Here is an 18,723-nt window from a genome sequence, read left to right as displayed (position 1 = left end):
CCATCGGCGTGTTCCTCTCGTCTCACGAGTGCGAACCACCCCGGAGTGGGATTCACGAACCTCTCCGTTCGAATCAAGAAAGCAGCACTACTGTGACGCGCACTTACACCCCCAAGGCTGGCGAGACCCAGCGCGAGTGGCTGGTCATCGACGCGACCGACGTCGTCCTCGGACGCCTCGCCTCGCACGCCGCCGCCCTCCTCCGCGGCAAGCACAAGCCGACGTTCGCCAACCACGTCGACACCGGCGACTTCGTCGTCATCATCAACGCCGAGAAGGTCGCCCTGACCGGCCAGAAGCTCGAGCAGAAGAAGGCCTACCGTCACTCGGGCTACCCGGGCGGCCTCAAGGCTGTCACCTACTCGGAGCTCCTCGAGAAGAACCCCGTTCGCGCGGTGGAGAAGGCCGTGCGCGGCATGCTCCCCAAGAACACCCTGGGCCGCCAGCAGCTCTCGAAGCTGAAGGTCTACCGTGGCGCCGAGCACCCGCACGCCGCTCAGCAGCCCAAGACGTACACCCTCGACCAGGTCGCCCAGTAAGCGCCGAAGAGAACAAGGACACACTCGTGGCGAACACCGACACCCCGCAGAACTACTCCACCGAGACCCCCGTCGACCAGACCGCCGTCGCGACCGAGCGCCCCGTGCTCTCGGTTCCCGGCGCCGCTGTCGGCCGTCGCAAGCAGGCCATCGCTCGCGTGCGCCTCGTCCCCGGCTCGGGCACCATCACCATCAACGGCCGCACGTTCGAGGACTACTTCCCGAACAAGCTCCACCAGCAGCTGGTGACCGACCCCTTCACGGTGCTCAACCTCACCGGTGCGTACGACGTCATCGCGCGCATCCACGGTGGTGGCCCCTCGGGTCAGGCCGGCGCGCTGCGCCTGGGCATCGCCCGCGCGCTCAACGAGATCGACGCCGAGCACAACCGCCCGACCCTCAAGAAGGCCGGCTTCCTCTCGCGCGACGCTCGCGTGAAGGAGCGCAAGAAGGCTGGTCTCAAGAAGGCCCGCAAGGCGCCTCAGTACTCGAAGCGCTGATCGGCTCACCTTCCGTATGCCGCTCTTTGGCACGGACGGGGTGAGGGGGCTGGCCAACGGCCCCCTCACCGCCGATCTCGCGCTCACCCTGGCCCAGGCGACCGCTGTCGTCCTGGGCCAGGGCCGTTCTGCCGAGGCGCGCCGCGCCGCCGGCAAGCGTCTCACCGCCGTCGTCGCGCGCGACCCGCGCGTGTCGGGCGAGTTCCTCTCGGCCGCCGTCGAGGCGGGCCTGGCCTCGTCGGGCGTCGACGTGTTCGACGCCGGCGTGCTGCCCACGCCCGCGACCGCGTTCCTGATCGCCGACATCGACGCCGACTTCGGCGTGATGGTGTCGGCCTCGCACAACCCGGCCCCCGACAACGGCATCAAGATCTTCGCCCGCGGCGGCGTGAAGCTGCCCGACATCGTCGAGCAGCGCATCGAGCACGCCATGGCGGGTCCGAAGCTGCAGCCGACCGGTGCCGATGTGGGACGCATCCGCCGCTTCGCCGACGCCGAAGACCGCTACGTCGTGCACCTGCTCGCCTCCCTCCCGCACCAGCTCGAGGGCATCCACGTCGTGCTCGACTGCGCGCACGGCGCGGCATCCGGAGTCTCGCCCGAGACGTTCAAGGACGCCGGCGCCCGCGTCACCGTGATCGGCGCCGACCCCGACGGCATCAACATCAACGACGGCGTCGGCTCGACCCACCTCGACAAGCTCGCCGACGCGGTGCGCGCCCACGGCGCCGATGTGGGCATCGCCCACGATGGCGACGCCGACCGGTGCCTCGCGGTCGACGCGCAGGGCAACGTGGTCGACGGCGACCAGATCATGGCGATCCTCGCCGTGGCGATGAAGGAGCGCGGCGAGCTCGCCGACGACACCCTGGTCGCCACCGTGATGAGCAACCTCGGGCTGCACCGCGCGATGGACGCGCACGGCATCCGCGTCGAGCAGACCGCGGTCGGCGACCGCTATGTGCTGGAGCGCATGAACCAGGGCGGCTTCTCGCTCGGTGGCGAGCAGTCCGGACACGTCATCATGAGCCAGTACGCGACCACCGGCGACGGCCTGCTCACGGGACTGCACCTGGTGGCCGAGATGGCCCGCACGGGCAAGACGCTCGCCGAGCTGGCATCCATCATGACGGTGTACCCGCAGGTGCTCGTGAACGTGAAGGACGTCGACCGCTCGCGGGTGGCCGATCCGGTCGTGGCCGCCGCGGTGGCGGAGTCGGAGGCGACGCTCGGCGACACCGGCCGCGTGCTGCTGCGCGCGTCTGGCACCGAGGCGCTCGTGCGCGTGATGGTCGAGGCCGCGTCGGCCGAGACCGCGCGGGAGCACGCCGACCGCCTCGCCGGCGTCGTGGCCTCGCAACTCGCGCTGTAGCGCCACCCCTTCCCACCCCTTCCCGCGAGAGTGCATCTGGCGGACGAGCGCGCAGTCACCAGACCGCGCCTTCGTCCGCCAGGTGCACTCTCGGCGTTTTTGGGGGCGGGGGCCGGGGTCAGGCGCCGGGCGCGCTCCACTGGAGGGACTCGATGTAGCGCAGCAGCACGCCCTCGCGCAGCGCCCAGGGGGAGACTTCGAGCTCCTCGACATCCATCGCCTTCATCGCGCGTTCGAGCACGACCGCGCCGGCGACGATCTGGAACGTGCGGTCGGCGGTGATGCCCGGAAGCTCCTGGCGCGCCGACGCGGGGATCCGGGCCAGGCGCGGAATCCAGGCCTTCAGCTCGCGACGCGGCAGCACCATCCGCTCGATGCCCGACCAGCCGGGCACCGGATACCCCGCGAGCTTCGCGAGCGAGCGGATCGCCTTCGACGAGCCCACGACGTGGTCGGGACGAGGCTGCGACTCGAAGCGCTCGGCGACCGGCCGCAGCAGCTCCATCGCGTGGTCGCGGAGGGCCCGGATCTCGTCTTCGCCGGGCGGATCGTGCGGCAGGAACTGCACGGTCATGCGGCCGGCGCCCAGCTGCACCGACTCCGCGGCATCCGGCAGCTCGTCCGCTCCCGCGGCGATTTCCAGCGACCCGCCGCCGATGTCGAACAGCAGGATCTGCCCCGCCGACCACCCGAACCAGCGCCGCACCGCGAGGAACGTGTACCGCGCCTCGGTCTCACCGCCCAGCACCTGCAGCGGCTGACCGAGCGCCTCTTCGATGCGCGCGATCACCGCCGCGCCGTTCGCGGCCTCGCGCACGGCGCTCGTCGCCGTGGCGAGAAGCTCGTCGACGCCTTCGGCCTTCGCGGTCGCGCGGGCCTGGGTCACGGCATCGACGAGAGCGCGCACGCCCTCCTCGGTGATCTCGCCGTCCGGCCCGAGATACCGCATGAGCCGCAGCACGGTGCGCTGGCTGGTCGCGGCGAGCGGCCTCCCGCCCGGGCGCACATTCGCGATGAGCAGGTGGACGGTGTTCGAGCCGATGTCGAGGACCCCAAGGCGCACGGCTCACACACTAGCGCTGAGAGGGGATGCCGCGGGGGCGGCCGGGTGCGGCATCCCCAGTCCACAGCCCAGCGCAGCGGGGCCGAACGCGCGCGGGGCATCCCGTAGCATGGGCGCGATGTCCGCCGAAGAAGCGACCCGCAGCGCCGCCGCGCCCCCGAGCACGACGGTCGCCGGTGATGCCCCTGTTGATCCCGCCCTCTCGCTGTACCGGGAGATCCCGCGGCGCGAATGGGCGCGACTGGCCTCGGGCAATCCGCAGCCGCTCACCGAGACCGAGATCGTGCAGATCCGCGGGCTCGGCGACCGCCTCGACATCGACGAGGTCGCGCAGGTGTACCTGCCCCTGTCGCGCCTGCTGTCGCTGTACGCGGAGTCGACCAAGCGCCTGGGCGCCGACACGAGCGACTTCCTCGGCGAGCCCGACACGACGACGCCGTTCATCGTGGGCGTCGCGGGGTCGGTCGCGGTCGGCAAGTCGACGATCGCGCGCCTGCTGCGCGAGCTCATGAGCCGCTGGCCCGGAACCCCGCGCGTCGAACTGGTCACCACCGACGGGTTCCTGTATCCGAACGCCGAACTCGAGCGCCGCGGGCTCATGACCCGCAAGGGCTTCCCCGAGTCGTACGACCGGCGCGCGCTCGTGTCGTTCCTCACCGAGGTGAAGTCGGGCGCCCCCGAGGTGCGGGCCCCGTTCTACTCGCACATGCGCTACGACATCGTGCCCGACGCGGTCGTCACCGTGCGCCGCCCCGACGTCGTCATCGTCGAGGGCCTCAACGTGCTGCAGCCGCCCCCCACGCCCAACGACGTCGCGGTGAGCGACCTGTTCGACTTCTCCATCTATGTGGATGCCGATGCCGGCCACATCACGCAGTGGTACGTCGATCGCTTCATGGCGCTGAAGACGGGCGCGTTCGCGAACCCGAACTCGTACTTCAACGTGTTCGCGCACCTCTCCGACGAGGAGGCCGTCGAGCGGGCGCTCGGCTTCTGGAACGAGATCAACCTGCCGAACCTCGAGGAGAACGTGCTGCCCACCAAGCACCGCGCCTCGCTCATCCTGGAGAAGGCGGCGAACCACACGGTCGAGCGCGTGCTGCTGCGCAAGCTCTGACCAGGCTTTTTCAATTCGTTCAGACCCCTCTCATACCCGGCCGCTTACGATTGACCCCATGTGTGGAATCGTCGGATACGTGGGCCCGCGTGAGAGCCAGGCCATCCTCATCTCGGGTCTTTCGCGCCTCGAGTACCGCGGCTACGACTCGGCGGGCATCGCCGTCATTGACGCCGAGGGCGACCTGGGCATGCGCAAGCGCGCGGGCAAGCTCGGCATCCTCCGCGACGACCTCACGTCGCACCCCATGAACGACGGCACCACCGGCATCGGCCACACGCGCTGGGCGACCCACGGCGGCCCGACCGACGCGAACGCGCACCCGCACCTGGCCGACGACGACAAGCTCGCCGTCATCCACAACGGCATCATCGAGAACTTCGCCGACATCAAGGACGAGCTGCTCGCCGGCGGCTTCACCTTCCAGTCGGAGACCGACACCGAGGTCGCGGCCGTGCTCCTGGGTCGTGAGTACAACGCGCACGGCGGCGACCTGACCGCCGCGTTCCGCGCGGTCGTCTCGCGCCTGGAGGGCGCGTTCACGCTGCTCGCGATGCACCGCGATCAGCCGGGTCTCGTCGTCGGCGCCCGCCGCAACTCGCCGCTGGTGATCGGCCTGGGCGAGGGGGAGAACTTCCTCGCCTCCGACGTCGCCGCCTTCGTCGAGCACACCCGCAAGGCCCTCGCGATCGGCCAGGACCAGATCGTCGCCATCACTCCCGCCGGCGTCGAGGTCACCGACTTCGACGGCGTCTCCGTCGAGGTCGAGCCCTTCGAGGTGCTGTGGGATGCCGCGGCCGCCGACAAGGGCGGCTGGTCGTCGTTCATGGCCAAGGAGGTCTCCGAGGAGCCCGAGGCCGTCGCGAACACGATCCGCGGCCGCATCAAGGACGGCGCGGTCGCCATCCCCGAGCTCGACGGTCTCGACGAGCTGTTCGCGGGCATCGACCGCATCATCGTCATCGCCTGCGGCACCGCCGCCTACGCGGGCATGGTCGGCAAGTACGCCCTCGAGCAGTGGGCGCGCGTGCCGGTCGATGTGGAGCTCGCCCACGAGTTCCGCTACCGCGACCCGGTGATCGGCCCCGGCACGCTCGTGGTGTCGATCAGCCAGTCCGGCGAGACCATGGACACCCTCATGGCCGTCAAGTACGCGCGCGAGCGCGGCGCGAAGACCGTCTCGATCTGCAACACGCAGGGTGCGACGATCCCGCGCGAGTCCGACGCGATCGTCTACACGCACGCCGGCCCCGAGGTCGCCGTCGCCTCGACGAAGGCGTTCGTCGCGCAGATCACCGCCCTGTACCTCCTGGCCCTGCACATCGGCCAGGTGCGCGGCGCGCTCACCGAGGCCGAGGTCGCCCACAGCGTCGTCGAACTGGAGAGCGTGCCCGGAAAGATCGCGCAGATCCTCGAGCGCGAGCAGTCGCGCATCGAGCAGTTCGCGCACTGGATGGCCGACACCCGCTCGGTGCTGTTCCTCGGCCGCCACGTGGGCTACCCGATCGCGCTCGAGGGCGCGCTCAAGCTCAAGGAGATCTCCTACATCCACGCCGAGGGCTTCGCCGCCGGCGAGCTCAAGCACGGCCCGATCGCCCTGATCGAGCCGGGCCAGCCGGTGTTCGTGATCGTCCCCTCGCCGCGCGAGTCGGCCGAGCTGCACAAGAAGGTCGTGTCGAACATCCAGGAGATCCGCGCCCGTGGCGCCCGCGTGATCGTCGTCGCCGAGGAAGGGGATGCCGCGGTGCTGCCCTTCGCCGACGAGGTGCTGCACATCCCCCTGGCCGGGCCCCTCTTCGAGCCGCTCCTGGCCGTGGTGCCGCTGCACATCTTCGCGATGGGCCTCGCGACCGCCAAGGGCCTGGACGTCGACCAGCCCCGCAACCTCGCGAAGTCCGTCACGGTCGAGTAGCCCCCCGCCGCGGTTCCGTCCGTCGCCGGGAGTGCATCTGCACGCCGAGGGTGCGGTCGGTTCGCTGCCGCTTCGTCCGGGAGATGCACTCTCGCGGAATGGGGGAGGCGATAAGGTGACGGATGCCGCGCGCGCGGCATCCAAGGAGGAGCAGTGATCGTCGGGATCGGCGTCGACCTCGTCGACATCGCGCGGTTCGAGCGCACGCTCGAACGCACCCCGCGGCTCGCCGAGCGCCTGTTCTCCGAGGCGGAGCGCGCCCTCAAGCCGCGCTCGCTCGCGGCGCGGTACGCCGCGAAGGAGGCGCTCATCAAGGCCCTCGGCGGCTCCGACGGCGTGCATTGGACCGAGATCGAGATCACGCCCGAGCCCTCGGGGCGTCCGTGGTTCACCCTCACCGGGTCGACGGCCGACGTCGTCGCGGCGCGGGGGATCACGACCCTGCACCTGTCGATGTCGCACGACGGCGGATTCGCGACCGCGTACGTCGTCGCCGAATCCGCACCGGCGCCGGCCGCGGCCGCCGGGTCGCACGAAGGGGGAGGGCCCGCATGAGCAGGCTTCCGGCGGGGGTCATGCGCGAGGCGACCATCGACGTCGACGCGATCGCCGACAACGTGCGGCACCTGCGCCGCCTCACCGAGTCGGAGGTCATCGCCGTCGTCAAGGCCGACGGCTACGGCCACGGCGCCGAACGCGCCGCGCGCGCCGCCCTCGCCGGCGGTGCGAGCAGGCTCGGCGTCGCCGACATCGGCGAGGCGCTGGCGCTGCGGCGGGCCGGCATCCGCGCGCCGATCGTGGCGTGGCTGCACGCGCCCGGGTCGTCGTTCGACGAGGCCGTCGCCCAGCGCATCGAGCTCGGCATCTCCAGCTTCGAGCAGCTGCAGCGCGCCGCCGCCGCGAGCAGCGGCGATCGTCCCGCACACGTGCACCTGAAGCTCGAGACCGGGCTCGGGCGCAACGGGGTCGCGCCCGAGGACCAGCGCCTCGTGTTCGCCGAGGCCGCGCGGCTCGAGCGCATCGGGCGGCTGCGGGTCGTCGCCCTCTTCAGCCACCTCTCCAACACGACCGCCGACGACGACCGGGCCGCGATCGCCGTGTTCGACAAGAGCGTCGAGATCGCGGCATCCCTGGGCCTTCGTCCGCCCCTCACGCACATCGCCGCGACTCACGCGGCCATCGCCCTGCCCGAGTCGCGGCGCGGGTGCGTGCGGATCGGCATCGGCATCTACGGCCTCTCGCCCTTCGACGACCGCACCTCGGCCGACCTGGGGCTGCGCCCCGCGATGACGCTGCGCGCGGCCGTCGCCGCGGTGCGGCGGGTGCCGGCCGGTCAGGGCGTGTCGTACGGCTACTCCTTCCGCACCCCGCGCGAGACCACTCTCGCCCTCGTGCCGCTCGGCTACGCCGACGGCGTGCCGCGGCACGCGTCGAACGTCGGCCCCGTTTCGATCGCCGGCGCGGGCTTTCGCGTGGCCGGCCGCGTCGCGATGGACCAGTTCGTCGTCGACGTCGGCGACGCCCCCGTGCAGGTCGGCGACGAGGTCGTGCTGTTCGGCGACCCGACGCTGGGGGTGCCGTCCGCGTCGGACTGGGGGGATGCCGCGGGCACCATCAACTACGAGATCGTGACGCGCATCGGCGCGCGCGTGCCGCGACGGGAGGTGCCGTGATGACGGCCGGTGGGACCCTCGACGACCTCCTCGGGCAGCGCGAGATCACCACGCCCGAGGGCATGGAGGCGCTCGGCGAGCAGATCGGGCGGATGCTGCGCCCCGGCGACCTCGTCGTGCTGACCGGTCCCCTCGGGGCCGGGAAGACCACCCTCACCCGCGGGATCGGGGCGGGCCTCGGTGTGCGCGGACCCATCCAGAGCCCGACCTTCGTACTGGCCCGCACCCACCCGTCGCTCGTGGGCGGCACGCCCCTCGTGCACGTCGACGCGTACCGACTCGGCTCACCCGCGGAGCTCGACGACCTCGACATCGACGTGGAGGCGTCGGCGGTGATCGTGGAGTGGGGCCGCGACATGATCGACGGTCTGCGGGACAGCTGGTGGGAGATCGAGCTCGAGCGCGAATGGCACGGCCGCGGCGTCGACGACGCCTGCGGCACGACCGCCCACGAGGCCGAGCTCGACGCCGACGCCCCGCGCCTGGTGACCATCTCCCGGCGGCCGTAGCTCCCGGCGGGCGCCGTCCCGGACGGGCGGGCTTCGACGGCGAGCACCTGCCACGCCCCTGCTACTACCCTGGAACTCGTGATCCTCGGCATCGACACGTCCCTCGGCACCGCCGTCGCGGTGGTGGAGCCCGACGGCGTCGTGCGCTCGCAGGTCGCCAGCGCCGACCCCCGGGGGCACGCCGAGGTGATCGGCACCCTCATCGAGACGGCGCTGGCCGAGGCATCCATCACCCCCGACGCCCTGACGCATGTCGCCGCCGGGATGGGGCCGGGACCGTTCACGGGGCTCCGGGTCGGCATCGCCGCCGCGCGCGCGTTCGCGCTGGGGCGCGGCATCCCGCTCGTGCCGGTGACGAGCCACGACGCCGCGGCGATCGAACTGCTGCTGCACGATGCGCTCACCGGCGGCTACGAGGACTCGCACGACGACGAGCCGTTCGCCATCGCCACCGATGCCCGCCGCCGAGAGTTCGCGTACACGGTGTACCGGGGCCTCGACGACGACGGACTTCCGGTGCGCATCGCCGAGCCCGCGCTTGTCCTGCGCGACGACCTCGACGGGGTGCTCGCCGCGGGCGGCATCCTCCGTCGCGACGCCGATCACGTCTCGGCGGCGATGCTCGCCCTCGTCGCGGCCCGCGCGGTCGCCGCCGGCCGCGAGATCGGCCCCGCCGATGCGCTCTACCTGCGCTCGCCGGACGTCACACTGCCGGGGGCGCCGAAGAAGGTGGGCGCATGAGCCTGCGCGCCGCGACCGCCGACGACCTCGCCGCGATCATGAGGCTCGAGCGCACCTCGTTCCCGACCGACGCGTGGTCCGACGCGATGATGAGCGCCGAGATCGCCTCGCCGCACGGCTGGTACGTCGTCGACGAGGAGGCCGGCGCCCTCGTCGGCTATGCGGGCCTGCGCGCGGTCGCCGGGGCTCGGGATGCCGACGTGCAGACCATCACGATCGCCGACGCCGCCCGCGGTCGGGGCCGCGGACGCGCCCTGCTGCGGGCCCTGCTGCACGAGGCGGAGGGGCGCGGCATCCACGAGGTGTTCCTCGAGGTGCGCGCCGACAACCCCGTCGCCCAGGCGCTGTACGTGTCGGAGGGGTTTCTCGAGATCGGCCGCCGGCCCCGCTACTACCAGCCCGACGACGTCGACGCCGTCGTCATGAAGCTCGACCTGCGCGGGTGGGCGGCGCACCGCTCCGACACGGCGCTGACCGCCCCCGCCCCCGACGACGCCGGAGCGTGCACGTGAACCGCGACGAACCCCTGGTGCTCGGCATCGAGACCAGCTGCGACGAGACCGGCATCGGCATCGTGCGCGGGCGCACCCTGCTGTCGAACACGATCGCCTCCTCGATGGACGAGCACTCCCGCTACGGCGGCGTCGTGCCCGAGGTCGCCGCGCGCGCCCACCTGGAGGCCCTCCAGCCCTCGATCGAGGCCGCGCTCGCCGAGGCCGGTGCGGCGCTCGGGCGGGAAGGGCCGCTGGCGCTCGCCGACCTCGACGCGGTCGCGGTCACGAGCGGACCGGGGCTCGCCGGGGCGCTCATGGTGGGTGTCGGCGCCGCGAAGGCGCTCGCCGTGTCGCTCGGCAAGCCGCTGTACGCGGTGAACCACCTCGTCGGGCACATCGCCGCCGACATCCTCGACGCGGATGCCCCGCCGCTGGAGTACCCCACGGTCGCCCTGCTCGTCTCGGGCGGACACACATCGCTCCTGCTCGTGCGCGACCTCACCACCGACGTCGAGCTCCTCGGCGAGACGATGGACGACGCGGCCGGCGAGGCGTTCGACAAGATCGCGCGCATCCTCGGCCTGCCGTATCCGGGCGGGCCGCAGATCGACAAGGCCGCCGCCACCGGCGACCCGAAGGCGATCGCGTTCCCGCGCGGACTCTCGCGGGCCAGCGACATGGCGAAGCACCGCTACGACTTCTCGTTCTCGGGGCTGAAGACCGCCGTCGCGCGCTGGATCGAGCAGCGCGAGGCCGCCGGCGAGACCGTGCCGATCGACAATGTCGCCGCGAGCTTCCGCGAGGCGGTCGTCGACGTGCTCGTCACCAAGGCGCTCGCCGCGTGCGCCGACCATGACGTGCCCCGCCTGCTGCTGGGCGGCGGCGTCATCGCGAATCGACGCCTGCGCGAGGTGACGCTCGCGCGGGCCGCAGACGCGGGCGTGACCGTGCGGATCCCGCCGCTGTCGCTGTGCACCGACAACGGTGCGATGATCGCGGCGCTCGCCGCCGAGCTGATCATGTCGGGCCGCGAGCCCTCGACGCTGGAGTTCGGCGCGGACTCCACGCTGCCGGTGACCGAGATCCAGGTGGCGCCCGCCGCGGAGCGCGTCGCGTGACCGACATCCGCGAGGGCGACCCCCGCCCGGGCGAGACGCCGGCGGAGGCGGGGGCCGGGGCCGGGGGTGAGTCGGGGCTGGTGCCTGAGGCTGCCGGTGAGGCGGGGGCGCCCGAGGTCGGTGGTGAGTCCCGAGTGCGTGCGGGGGCCGGCGGTGAGTCCGAGGCGCGGCCTGGGGTAGGCGGTGAGTCCGAGGCGCGGCCTGGGGTAGGCGGTGAGTCCGAGGCGCGGCCTGGGGTAGGCGGTGAGTCCGAGGCGCGGCCTGGGGTAGGCGGTGAGTCCGAGGCGCGGCCCGGGGTCGGCGGTGAGGCGGGAAGCGCGCCTGGGGTAGGCGGCGGTTCAGGAGCGGCGCAGGGTGGTGCCGGCGCTTCCGGCGCGCGCGAGGTGGCTGAGGGGGCGCGGTCTGCCGCCGACGAGCCCAGGCGGTCTGCCGCCGACGGGGCGGCGCGGCCCGCCGCCGACGAGCCCGAGCCCGCGCCCCCGATCTTCCGTGCCCCGGCGCGCGCGGCGCGTGCCGCGGCGCCCGACGACGACACGGCCGCACTCGTGGAGACCGGGTCCTGGTCGACGGGCACCGACGTGGTGGAGCCCACGCCGACCGAGCCTGTCGCGACCCTGGCAGCCAGGGAGGATGCCGCACCCGCCGCACCCGCCGCACCCGCCGCACCCGCCGCTGCTGCGCCGGCCCCGCCCGTGCCGCCGCCGGCTGCCGCGGCACCCGCGGGCCCGCCACCCGCACCCGCCCCACCCGCCCCGCCCGCCCCGCCCGCGACGACCGGGCCGATCCCGGCGGCGGCGTTCGCCGCGCCGGGCATGCCGATCCCGGCGTCGAGCGGCAGCCTGCCGCCACCGCAGGTCGTGCAGGCGTCGTCCGACATCGGGGTGGTGGGGGAGGCATCCCGCCTTCCGGGCGAGCATCGCGGCGGCTTCTCCCGCCTTCCGACGGCGCCGGTTCCGGTCACGGTCACCTCGGGGCCGGCCGACCCCGACGCCGATGTCGAGTGGGAGCCGGCGGGGGCCGGCATCCCTCACGGGGGTCCGCAGCGGGGAGTCGCCGTGTGGGCGCTGGTGTTCTCGGCGATCGGGCTCGTGGTGTCGATGTTCGTGGGCTGGGGGTTCCCGATCGGCCTGGCCGGGATGATCACGGGCATCGTGGCGGTGCGGCGCCCGCTCGAGAGTCGCACGGTCGCGGTGTGGGCGATCGTGATCGGCGCGGTGTCGGTGCTGTACAGCGCCGGCTGGCTGGTCTTCGCCGCGTACATGGCGAACCTCATCGACGTTCCCACCACGCTCGGCCTCGGCTGAGCCCCCGCGGCACCGCCACCGGGCCACGCCCGCCTGACCGCCGCCTGACCGTCCGACGCACCACTGCCGATCCGGAAACCGGACCCCCGCAGGCTTTCCGGAGTCCGAGGCCGATCAGATCCGGAAACACGGCGGCTGTCCGGTTTCCGGAAGGGGGGTGGATGCCGCGCCCGCCCGCGCGCCCGCCCGCCCGCCCGCGCGCCCGCGCGCCCGCCCGCGCGCCCGCGCGCCCGCGCGCCCGCCCGCCCGCGCGCCCGCCCGCCCGCCCGCCCGCGCGCCCGCCCGCGCGTGTCAGCCGGCGAAGACGCGGTCGGCGAGCACGGCGAGGCGGGTCGAGCCGATCCGCGTGAGGATGAGGGTGGCAGCCGCGTCGCCACGCAGCACGAGCTTGCGCCGGAAGGCCGCCGGGTCGATGTCCACTCCGCGCTTCTTGATCTCGATCGTGCCGATCCCGGCCGCGCGCAGGGCCGCATTGATCGTCGGAAGCTTCAGCGGCATCGCCTCGCGCACGCGGAACGACTGCACGAACGGCGAGGTGAGCGCCGCGTCGGAGGTGAGGTAGGCGATGTGCTCGTCGAGCATTCCCGCCTCGAGCGAGCGGGCCACGTCGCCGATCAGGCGCGCGCGGATCACCGCCCCGTCGGGCTCGTGCAGGAACGCGCCGAGTTCGCGCACGGGCGCGTCGTCGGCATCGGCGGGCGCGGTCAGCTCGTGCGCGGACTCCCCGCGCACCACCAGCGCCGACCGCCGCACGCCCTCGCGCGCGAGCACCCCCGACCACAGCACGAGTTCGATCGTCGACCCGTCGGCGCTCACCCACTGCGCCTCGACGCCGTCGGGGATGAGGTCGCGATCCAGCCCCGGCCCGAGCTTGATCCCCGCCGGCACGCGCGCGGCGAGGGCGAGCGCCCAGTCCAGCGGCGGCGACCAGTCCTCGGCGCGCAGGCGCGAGGTGTCGCCGTGCCCCGCGGTGCGCCGCGCCGGATCGAGCCAGACGCCCTCGAGTGGGAAGGCGGGAGATGTGGATGCCGCGCCCGCGGCATCCACATATTCCTGCGCTGTCAGGTGCCGAACGGTGACCGCATCGCCGAACGGCGCCAGGTTGTAGGCCGCCACCGCGGCGGTGACCTCGTCGGCGTCGACGGCGTCGACCGACAGGCCGAGGCCTGCCAGGCCCAGTGCGTCGCCGCCGATGCCGCAGCCGAGGTCGGCGACCCGCCCGATGCCGGCGTCGCGGAACCGGGCCGCGTGGCGCGCCGCGATCGACAATCGCGTGGACTGCTCGAGCCCCGCGCGGGTGAACAGCATGCGCTGGGCGAACGTGCCGAACTTCGCCTCCGCGCGCTCGCGCAGCCGCGCCTGGCCGACGACGGCCGAGACGAGGTCGGGGGAGTGGCCGGCCTTGCGCAGCCGGCTGACGGCGGCAGCGACGTCACCCGACGACGCGACGCGGTCGAGGTCGTCGAGCAGACGCAGGCCCTCGGGGGTGAGCAGCGCGGTCAGCTCGGCCATCTCCATTCGGCCAGCCTACGGCCCGACACATGCTGGCACTCGCGTTGCATGAGTGCCAGCACTTGCCTAGACTGCTCGTTAGCACTCTCACTGTGCGGGTGCTAACGAGTCTTCAGTCTCAAGGAAAGAAGAGGTAGACCGTGTCGGTTTCCATCAAGCCGCTCGAGGACCGCATCGTCATCAAGCAGGTCGAGGCCGAGCAGACCACGTCCAGCGGTCTGGTCATCCCCGACACCGCCAAGGAGAAGCCCCAGGAGGGCGAGGTCGTCTCGGTGGGCCCCGGCCGCATCGACGACAACGGCAACCGTGTCCCGCTCGACGTCGCCGTCGGCGACCGCGTCATCTACAGCAAGTACGGTGGCACCGAGGTCAAGTTCGGCGGTGACGAGTTCCTCGTCCTGTCGGCTCGCGACGTGCTCGCGGTCGTCGTCCGCTGAATCTTCGCGCCGTTTCGGCGCACGCGGGAGGGTCGGATGCTTCGGCATCCGGCCCTTTCGCCGTTCCCGGGCGGCTGCGAAGCGTCGCTCCTCGACGTGGGGTTTGGGCCGGATGTTGTTTGGGCCGGTGAATCCACATCTGGATCACCGAGTCCACACTCGTTCGAGCGGGAATGTGTGGACTCGACGAGCGAGATGTGGACTCACGTCGCCGGGGGCGCGGGGCGCCGGGCGCGGGGCGCGGGGCGCGGGGCGCAGGGCGCGGGGGCGCGGGGCGCGGGGGCTTCACCCACCGGCCCGGCCGGGTGCGGCATCCACGCCGTAGGCTGTATCGGTGACGCGCGAGAACCCCACCGGCCCGTTGGCAGCACAGTCGGGGGAGGCCGACCTCGGCGAAGTCGCCGCCAACACCGCGGGGATCGCCCTGCCCGAGCCGGGCCGTGCCCCCGACACCGCGCGCGAGCACACGCTCGGCGGCGTGTACGCGTTCACGGCCTACCTCATCTGGGGCTTCCTGCCGCTGTACTTCGTGCTGCTCGCGCCCACGGGTCCGTGGGAGGTGGTGGCCTGGCGCATCCTGCTGTCGCTGGTGTTCTGCGCGATCCTGCTCACGGTCACCCGCACGTGGCCCGCGCTCGCCGCGATCCTGCGCGATCGGCGCCTGGTGCTGTGGACGGTGCTGGCCGGCCTGCTCATCTACGTCAACTGGCAGGTGTTCCTCATCGCGACCCTCTCCGGGCACGTGATCGAGACGAGCCTCGGCTACTTCATCAATCCGCTGTTCACGGTGCTGCTGGGCGTGCTGATCCTGCGCGAGCGGCTGCGTGCGACGCAGTGGGCGGCCCTCGGCATCGCCGCGATCGCCGTCGGGGTGATCGTCGTCGGCTACGGCTCGTTCCCGTGGATCGCCGTGTCGCTCGCCCTCTCGTTCGGGCTCTACGGACTCGTCAAGAAGCGCATCGGCCCGTCGGTCGACGCGATCAGCGGCCTCACGCTGGAGTCGCTCTGGCTGACGCCGATCGCGATCGTGCAGCTGGTCGTCGTCGCGGTCACCACGGGGCTCACGATGGGCAGCGCCGGCGTCGGCCACGCCGTGCTGCTGTCGCTGGCCGGCGTCATGACGGCCACGCCGCTGCTCTTCTTCGCCGCGGGGGCCCGGCGTGCGCCGCTCACGCTCATCGGCCTGCTGCAGTTCGTGGCGCCGATCATGCAGTTCATCATCGGCGCGTGGATCCTTCAGGAGCCGATGCCCGTCGAACGCTGGATCGGCTTCAGCCTGGTGTGGCTGTCGCTCACGGTGCTGACGGTCGACTCGCTGGTGCACGCCCGCCGCGCCCGCGTCCGCGCCGCGGGCTGAGGCGGGGCGACCGCGCCGAGCCGCGCCACGCACTGACGCGCCAGCCGCGCGCTACCGCACGAGGCGGGCGATCGCCTGCGACGCCTCGCGGATCTTGTCCTCGGCCTCGGGGCCGCCCGCGCGCGCCGCGTCGACCACGCAGTGGCGCAGGTGGTCGTCGAGCAGCCCCAGCGCGACGGCTTCGAGCGCCGAGGTCAGCGCGGAGACCTGCGTGAGGATGTCGATGCAGTACTTCTCGTCCTCGACCATCTTGTGGATGCCGCGGGCCTGCCCCTCGATGCGCTTGAGGCGCCGCAGATACCCCGCCTTGTCCGTGATGTAGCCGTGGTGGGAGTGGTCGCCGTGCTCGTCGTCCGCGACGACGTCGGTGAGGGTGATGTCGGTCATGAGAGCTCCACGGGTGTCGATGAGGGGGTGGATGCCGCGCCCGCCCGGCTGCGGAACGTGCGCAGCCGCAGGCTGTTGCCCACGACGAACACGCTCGACAGGGCCATGGCGGCGCCGGCGATCATGGGGTTGAGCAGGCCGAGGGCGGCCAGTGGGATCGCGGCGACGTTGTAGGCGAACGCACAGAACAGGTTTACCTTGATCGTGCCCAGAGTCGAGCGCGACAGGCGGATCGCGTCGGCGGCGCTGCGCAGGTCGCCGCGCACGAGGGTGATGTCGGAGGCCTCGATCGCGGCATCCGTGCCCGTGCCCATCGCCATGCCGAGGTCGGCCTGCGCGAGGGCGGCCGCGTCGTTGACGCCGTCGCCGACCATCGCGACGACGCGGTTCCCGGCCTGCAGGGCCTTGATGACCGCGACCTTGTCGGCCGGCAGCACCTCGGCCGTGACGCGCTCGATGCCGACCTCCCGGGCGATCGCCTGCGCGGCTGCGGCGTTGTCGCCGGTGAGCAGCACCGGCTCGAGCCCGAGCGCGCGCAGCTGCGCGATCGCCTCGGCGCTCGTGGGCTTGACCTGGTCGGCGACGACGAGCACGCCGCGGGCCGCGCCGTCCCAGGCGACGAGCACCGGGGTGCGGCCCTGCGCCTCGGCGTCGGCCATCGCGCGCTCCAGCTCCGCGGTCACGGAGACCGCCCACTGCGCCAGCAGCGCGCGGCGCCCGACGATCACCGCGTGGCCGTCGACGACGCCGGTCACGCCCAGGCCCGCCACCGAGGCGAACGACTCGACCGCGGCGAGGTCTCCGGCCTCGGCGGCGGCCTCGGCGGCGGCCGAGGCGATCGCGCGGGCGACCGGGTGCTCCGAGGCGTGCTCGAGCGCGCCGGCCAGGCGCAGCACCTCGGCGGTGTCGCCTCCGGTCACGGCGACCACCCGGTCGAGGGTCATGCGTCCCGTGGTGACGGTGCCGGTCTTGTCGAGCACGATCGTGTCGACGCGACGGGTGGATTCGAGGATCTCAGGACCCTTGATGAGGATGCCGAGCTGCGCGCCCCGGCCGGTGCCGACCAGCAGTGCGGTGGGGGTCGCCAGGCCCAGCGCACACGGGCAGGCGATGATGAGCACGGCGACCGCGGCGGTGATGGCCGACGCGACCGGCTGGCCCAGCAGCATCCACACCGCGAAGGTCATGATGGCGATGCCGATCACGATCGGCACGAACACGCCCGAGATGCGGTCGGCCAGCCGCTGCACGGGGGCCTTGCCCGACTGCGCCTCCTCGACCAGCCGCGCCATCTGCGCCAGCTGCGTGTCGTCGCCCACGCGCGTGGCGCGCACGAGCAGGCGCCCGCCGGCGTTGACGGTGGCGCCGACGACGGCATCGCCGGGGGCGACCTCGACGGGGACCGACTCGCCGGTGACCATCGACGCGTCGACCGCGGAGGTTCCGGAGGTGACGACGCCGTCGGTCGCGATCTTCTCGCCGGGGCGCACGACGAACTCGTCGCCGACCTTCAGCTGGGCGATCGGCACGCGCACCTCGGCGTCGCCGCGCAGCACCGAGGCATCCTTCGCGCCGAGTTCGAGCAGGGCGCGCAGGGCCGACCCCGCGCGACGCTTGGCGCGCACCTCGAAGTAGCGCCCGGCGAGCACGAACGTCGTCACGCCCGCGGCGACCTCGAGGTAGATGCTGCTCGCGCCGTCGGTGGGCTGGATGGTGAGCGTGAACTCGTGGGTCATGCCGGGCATGCCGGCGTGACCGAGGAAGAGGGCGTACAGCGACCACAGGAACGCCGCCGAGACGCCGATCGACACGAGCGTGTCCATCGTGGCGGCGCCGTGGCGCAGGTTGGTCCAGGCGGCGCGGTGGAACGGCCACGCGCCCCACACGACCACCGGGGCGGCCAGGGCGAGCGAGGCCCACTGCCAGTACTCGAACTGGAGCGCCGGGATCATCGCGAGGAGGATCACCGGCACCGACAGCACGATCGAGCCGATGACCCGCTGGCGCAGCGAGGTGAGTTCGGCGTCGTGCGGGGCTGCGGGCGCGGCATCCCGATCATCGCTCTGGCCGGGTGGGGGAGCGGGCAGCGCCGCGGTGTACCCCGTCTTCTCGACCTCGTCGATGAGGGCGGTCGCGTCGACGCCCGCGGGCACCAGCGCGACCGCCTTCTCGGTCGCGTAGTTGACCGAGGCCGCCACCCCGTCGAGCCGGTTGAGGCGCTTCTCGATGCGCGCCGCGCACGAGGCGCAGGTCATCCCGCCGATCTCGAGCTCGATGCGCGTGGATGCTGCGCCACTGGCTGACGGGGGAGCGGCGTGGGTCATCAGGCGCGCGCCGCCTCGTAGCCGGCCTCGTCGACCGCGGCGAACACGTCGGCGTCGGCGACGGCGGCGGAGGACTCGACGACGAGCACGCCGGAGGCGGCGCTGACCTCGACGGACTCGACGCCCGCGATCTTCGACACTTCGCCGTGCACGGACTTCTCGCAGTGTCCGCAGGTCATTCCGGTCACGCGGTACTCGGTCTTGAGGGTCATGGGAATGGGTCTCCTTCGTGAGGGTCATCTATACCCCAGGGGGGTAAGCCGGGAACCAGTGTATACCCATCGGGGGTATGCGGGGCCGATTGGTCAGGAATGCGGCATCCCTCACGGCGGGCCGAGCACTTTGGTAACGATTGGGTCGCGTT

Annotated in this window: 19 protein-coding genes; 14 read left to right on the top strand and 5 right to left on the bottom strand. The window is 72.7% G+C overall.

Annotation, left to right across the window (positions count from 1 at the left end):
- The first annotated feature begins 92 nt into the window (after window positions 1-92).
- From rplM to glmM, 3 genes are read left to right on the top strand one after another with little or no spacing between them, the layout of a single operon-like run.
- Window positions 93-539, top strand: a complete 447-nt coding sequence (gene rplM / locus HQM25_RS13250) for a 50S ribosomal protein L13 (protein WP_172990666.1) — start codon at window positions 93-95, stop codon at window positions 537-539.
- A gap of 26 nt (window positions 540-565) precedes the next feature.
- Window positions 566-1,039 (top strand): 30S ribosomal protein S9, encoded by a 474-nt coding sequence (rpsI, locus tag HQM25_RS13245; RefSeq protein ID WP_302182817.1) that lies wholly within the window; start codon window positions 566-568, stop codon window positions 1,037-1,039.
- 16 nt (window positions 1,040-1,055) lie between these two features.
- Window positions 1,056-2,411 carry a phosphoglucosamine mutase gene (gene glmM / locus HQM25_RS13240; RefSeq protein ID WP_172990665.1) on the top strand — a complete coding sequence of 452 codons (1,356 nt, stop codon included), beginning with the start codon at window positions 1,056-1,058 and terminating at the stop codon, window positions 2,409-2,411.
- Window positions 2,412-2,529: 118 nt separating this feature from the next.
- On the opposite strand, the gene HQM25_RS13235 is transcribed toward glmM, so the two are convergent.
- Window positions 2,530-3,474 (bottom strand): Ppx/GppA phosphatase family protein, encoded by a 945-nt coding sequence (locus HQM25_RS13235; protein ID WP_172990664.1) that lies wholly within the window; start codon window positions 3,472-3,474, stop codon window positions 2,530-2,532.
- A gap of 118 nt (window positions 3,475-3,592) precedes the next feature.
- Between HQM25_RS13235 and coaA the strand changes: the two genes are divergently transcribed.
- The 9 genes from coaA to HQM25_RS13190 all read left to right on the top strand — a co-directional run bounded on the left by coaA (window position 3,593) and on the right by HQM25_RS13190 (window position 12,342).
- The gene (gene coaA / locus HQM25_RS13230) at window positions 3,593-4,591 is read left to right on the top strand and encodes a type I pantothenate kinase (RefSeq protein WP_172990663.1); all 999 of its coding nucleotides are present in this window, start codon (window positions 3,593-3,595) and stop codon (window positions 4,589-4,591) included.
- Between the two features lie 58 nt (window positions 4,592-4,649).
- The gene (gene glmS / locus HQM25_RS13225; protein ID WP_172990662.1) at window positions 4,650-6,503 is read left to right on the top strand and encodes a glutamine--fructose-6-phosphate transaminase (isomerizing); all 1,854 of its coding nucleotides are present in this window, start codon (window positions 4,650-4,652) and stop codon (window positions 6,501-6,503) included.
- 153 nt (window positions 6,504-6,656) lie between these two features.
- Window positions 6,657-7,058 carry a holo-ACP synthase gene (locus HQM25_RS13220; protein WP_172990661.1) on the top strand — a complete coding sequence of 134 codons (402 nt, stop codon included), beginning with the start codon at window positions 6,657-6,659 and terminating at the stop codon, window positions 7,056-7,058.
- The gene (gene alr / locus HQM25_RS13215) at window positions 7,055-8,176 is read left to right on the top strand and encodes an alanine racemase (RefSeq protein ID WP_172990660.1); all 1,122 of its coding nucleotides are present in this window, start codon (window positions 7,055-7,057) and stop codon (window positions 8,174-8,176) included. Before HQM25_RS13220 ends, alr begins: the two co-directional genes overlap by 4 nt.
- A complete protein-coding gene (tsaE, locus tag HQM25_RS13210; protein ID WP_172990659.1) occupies window positions 8,176-8,685 on the top strand; it encodes a tRNA (adenosine(37)-N6)-threonylcarbamoyltransferase complex ATPase subunit type 1 TsaE in 510 nt (169 codons plus the stop codon). Before alr ends, tsaE begins: the two co-directional genes overlap by 1 nt.
- A gap of 78 nt (window positions 8,686-8,763) precedes the next feature.
- The gene (tsaB, locus tag HQM25_RS13205) at window positions 8,764-9,426 is read left to right on the top strand and encodes a tRNA (adenosine(37)-N6)-threonylcarbamoyltransferase complex dimerization subunit type 1 TsaB (RefSeq protein WP_172990658.1); all 663 of its coding nucleotides are present in this window, start codon (window positions 8,764-8,766) and stop codon (window positions 9,424-9,426) included.
- Window positions 9,423-9,938: a ribosomal protein S18-alanine N-acetyltransferase gene (gene rimI, locus HQM25_RS13200; protein ID WP_172990657.1), complete on the top strand. Its 516-nt coding sequence runs from the start codon at window positions 9,423-9,425 to the stop codon at window positions 9,936-9,938. Before tsaB ends, rimI begins: the two co-directional genes overlap by 4 nt.
- On the top strand, window positions 9,929-11,038 hold the full coding sequence (gene tsaD / locus HQM25_RS13195; RefSeq protein ID WP_438803604.1) for a tRNA (adenosine(37)-N6)-threonylcarbamoyltransferase complex transferase subunit TsaD: 1,110 nt from the start codon (window positions 9,929-9,931) through the stop codon (window positions 11,036-11,038). Before rimI ends, tsaD begins: the two co-directional genes overlap by 10 nt.
- 383 nt (window positions 11,039-11,421) lie before the next feature.
- Window positions 11,422-12,342 carry a hypothetical protein gene (locus HQM25_RS13190; RefSeq protein WP_254359340.1) on the top strand — a complete coding sequence of 307 codons (921 nt, stop codon included), beginning with the start codon at window positions 11,422-11,424 and terminating at the stop codon, window positions 12,340-12,342.
- A 291-nt stretch (window positions 12,343-12,633) separates the two neighbouring features.
- On the opposite strand, the gene HQM25_RS13185 is transcribed toward HQM25_RS13190, so the two are convergent.
- Complete coding sequence (locus HQM25_RS13185) at window positions 12,634-13,860, bottom strand: THUMP-like domain-containing protein (RefSeq protein WP_172990655.1); 1,227 nt, start codon at window positions 13,858-13,860, stop codon at window positions 12,634-12,636.
- A 134-nt stretch (window positions 13,861-13,994) separates the two neighbouring features.
- Here HQM25_RS13185 and groES point away from each other — a divergent pair, with 134 nt between their 5' ends.
- Both groES and rarD read left to right on the top strand, forming a co-directional pair.
- Window positions 13,995-14,291, top strand: a complete 297-nt coding sequence (groES, locus tag HQM25_RS13180) for a co-chaperone GroES (protein WP_172990654.1) — start codon at window positions 13,995-13,997, stop codon at window positions 14,289-14,291.
- A 424-nt stretch (window positions 14,292-14,715) separates the two neighbouring features.
- Window positions 14,716-15,648 carry an EamA family transporter RarD gene (gene rarD, locus HQM25_RS13175; protein ID WP_254359694.1) on the top strand — a complete coding sequence of 311 codons (933 nt, stop codon included), beginning with the start codon at window positions 14,716-14,718 and terminating at the stop codon, window positions 15,646-15,648.
- Window positions 15,649-15,699: 51 nt separating this feature from the next.
- On the opposite strand, the gene HQM25_RS13170 is transcribed toward rarD, so the two are convergent.
- The 3 genes from HQM25_RS13170 to HQM25_RS13160 are packed head-to-tail and all read right to left on the bottom strand — an operon-like array spanning window position 15,700 to window position 18,571.
- Window positions 15,700-16,035: a metal-sensitive transcriptional regulator gene (locus tag HQM25_RS13170; protein WP_172990652.1), complete on the bottom strand. Its 336-nt coding sequence runs from the start codon at window positions 16,033-16,035 to the stop codon at window positions 15,700-15,702.
- Window positions 16,032-18,359, bottom strand: a complete 2,328-nt coding sequence (locus tag HQM25_RS13165) for a heavy metal translocating P-type ATPase (protein ID WP_172990651.1) — start codon at window positions 18,357-18,359, stop codon at window positions 16,032-16,034. The genes HQM25_RS13170 and HQM25_RS13165 overlap by 4 nt, the downstream gene beginning before the upstream one ends.
- Window positions 18,359-18,571, bottom strand: coding sequence for a heavy-metal-associated domain-containing protein (locus tag HQM25_RS13160; RefSeq protein ID WP_172990650.1), 213 nt, complete (start codon window positions 18,569-18,571; stop codon window positions 18,359-18,361). Before HQM25_RS13160 ends, HQM25_RS13165 begins: the two co-directional genes overlap by 1 nt.
- Window positions 18,572-18,723 lie beyond the last annotated feature (152 nt).

Origin of the sequence: Microbacterium hominis (assembly GCF_013282805.1) — a bacterium.
Taxonomy (GTDB): domain Bacteria; phylum Actinomycetota; class Actinomycetes; order Actinomycetales; family Microbacteriaceae; genus Microbacterium; species Microbacterium hominis_B.
The sequence above is the reverse complement of the archived record's forward strand: the minus strand, read 5'-3'. Positions and strand labels throughout refer to the sequence as shown.

What these genes read in the sequence shown, in the direction of transcription:
- glmM (WP_172990665.1), top strand. Translation starts at nt 1,056, where the DNA reads ATGCCGCTCTTTGGCACGGACGGGGTGAGGGGGCTGGCCAACGGCCCC.
- coaA (WP_172990663.1), top strand. Translation starts at nt 3,593, where the DNA reads ATGTCCGCCGAAGAAGCGACCCGCAGCGCCGCCGCGCCCCCGAGCACG.
- glmS (WP_172990662.1), top strand. Translation starts at nt 4,650, where the DNA reads ATGTGTGGAATCGTCGGATACGTGGGCCCGCGTGAGAGCCAGGCCATC.
- alr (WP_172990660.1), top strand. Translation starts at nt 7,055, where the DNA reads ATGAGCAGGCTTCCGGCGGGGGTCATGCGCGAGGCGACCATCGACGTC.
- tsaE (WP_172990659.1), top strand. Translation starts at nt 8,176, where the DNA reads ATGACGGCCGGTGGGACCCTCGACGACCTCCTCGGGCAGCGCGAGATC.
- rimI (WP_172990657.1), top strand. Translation starts at nt 9,423, where the DNA reads ATGAGCCTGCGCGCCGCGACCGCCGACGACCTCGCCGCGATCATGAGG.
- HQM25_RS13185 (WP_172990655.1), bottom strand. Translation starts at nt 13,860, where the DNA reads ATGGAGATGGCCGAGCTGACCGCGCTGCTCACCCCCGAGGGCCTGCGT.
- HQM25_RS13170 (WP_172990652.1), bottom strand. Translation starts at nt 16,035, where the DNA reads ATGACCGACATCACCCTCACCGACGTCGTCGCGGACGACGAGCACGGC.
- HQM25_RS13165 (WP_172990651.1), bottom strand. Translation starts at nt 18,359, where the DNA reads ATGACCCACGCCGCTCCCCCGTCAGCCAGTGGCGCAGCATCCACGCGC.
- HQM25_RS13160 (WP_172990650.1), bottom strand. Translation starts at nt 18,571, where the DNA reads ATGACCCTCAAGACCGAGTACCGCGTGACCGGAATGACCTGCGGACAC.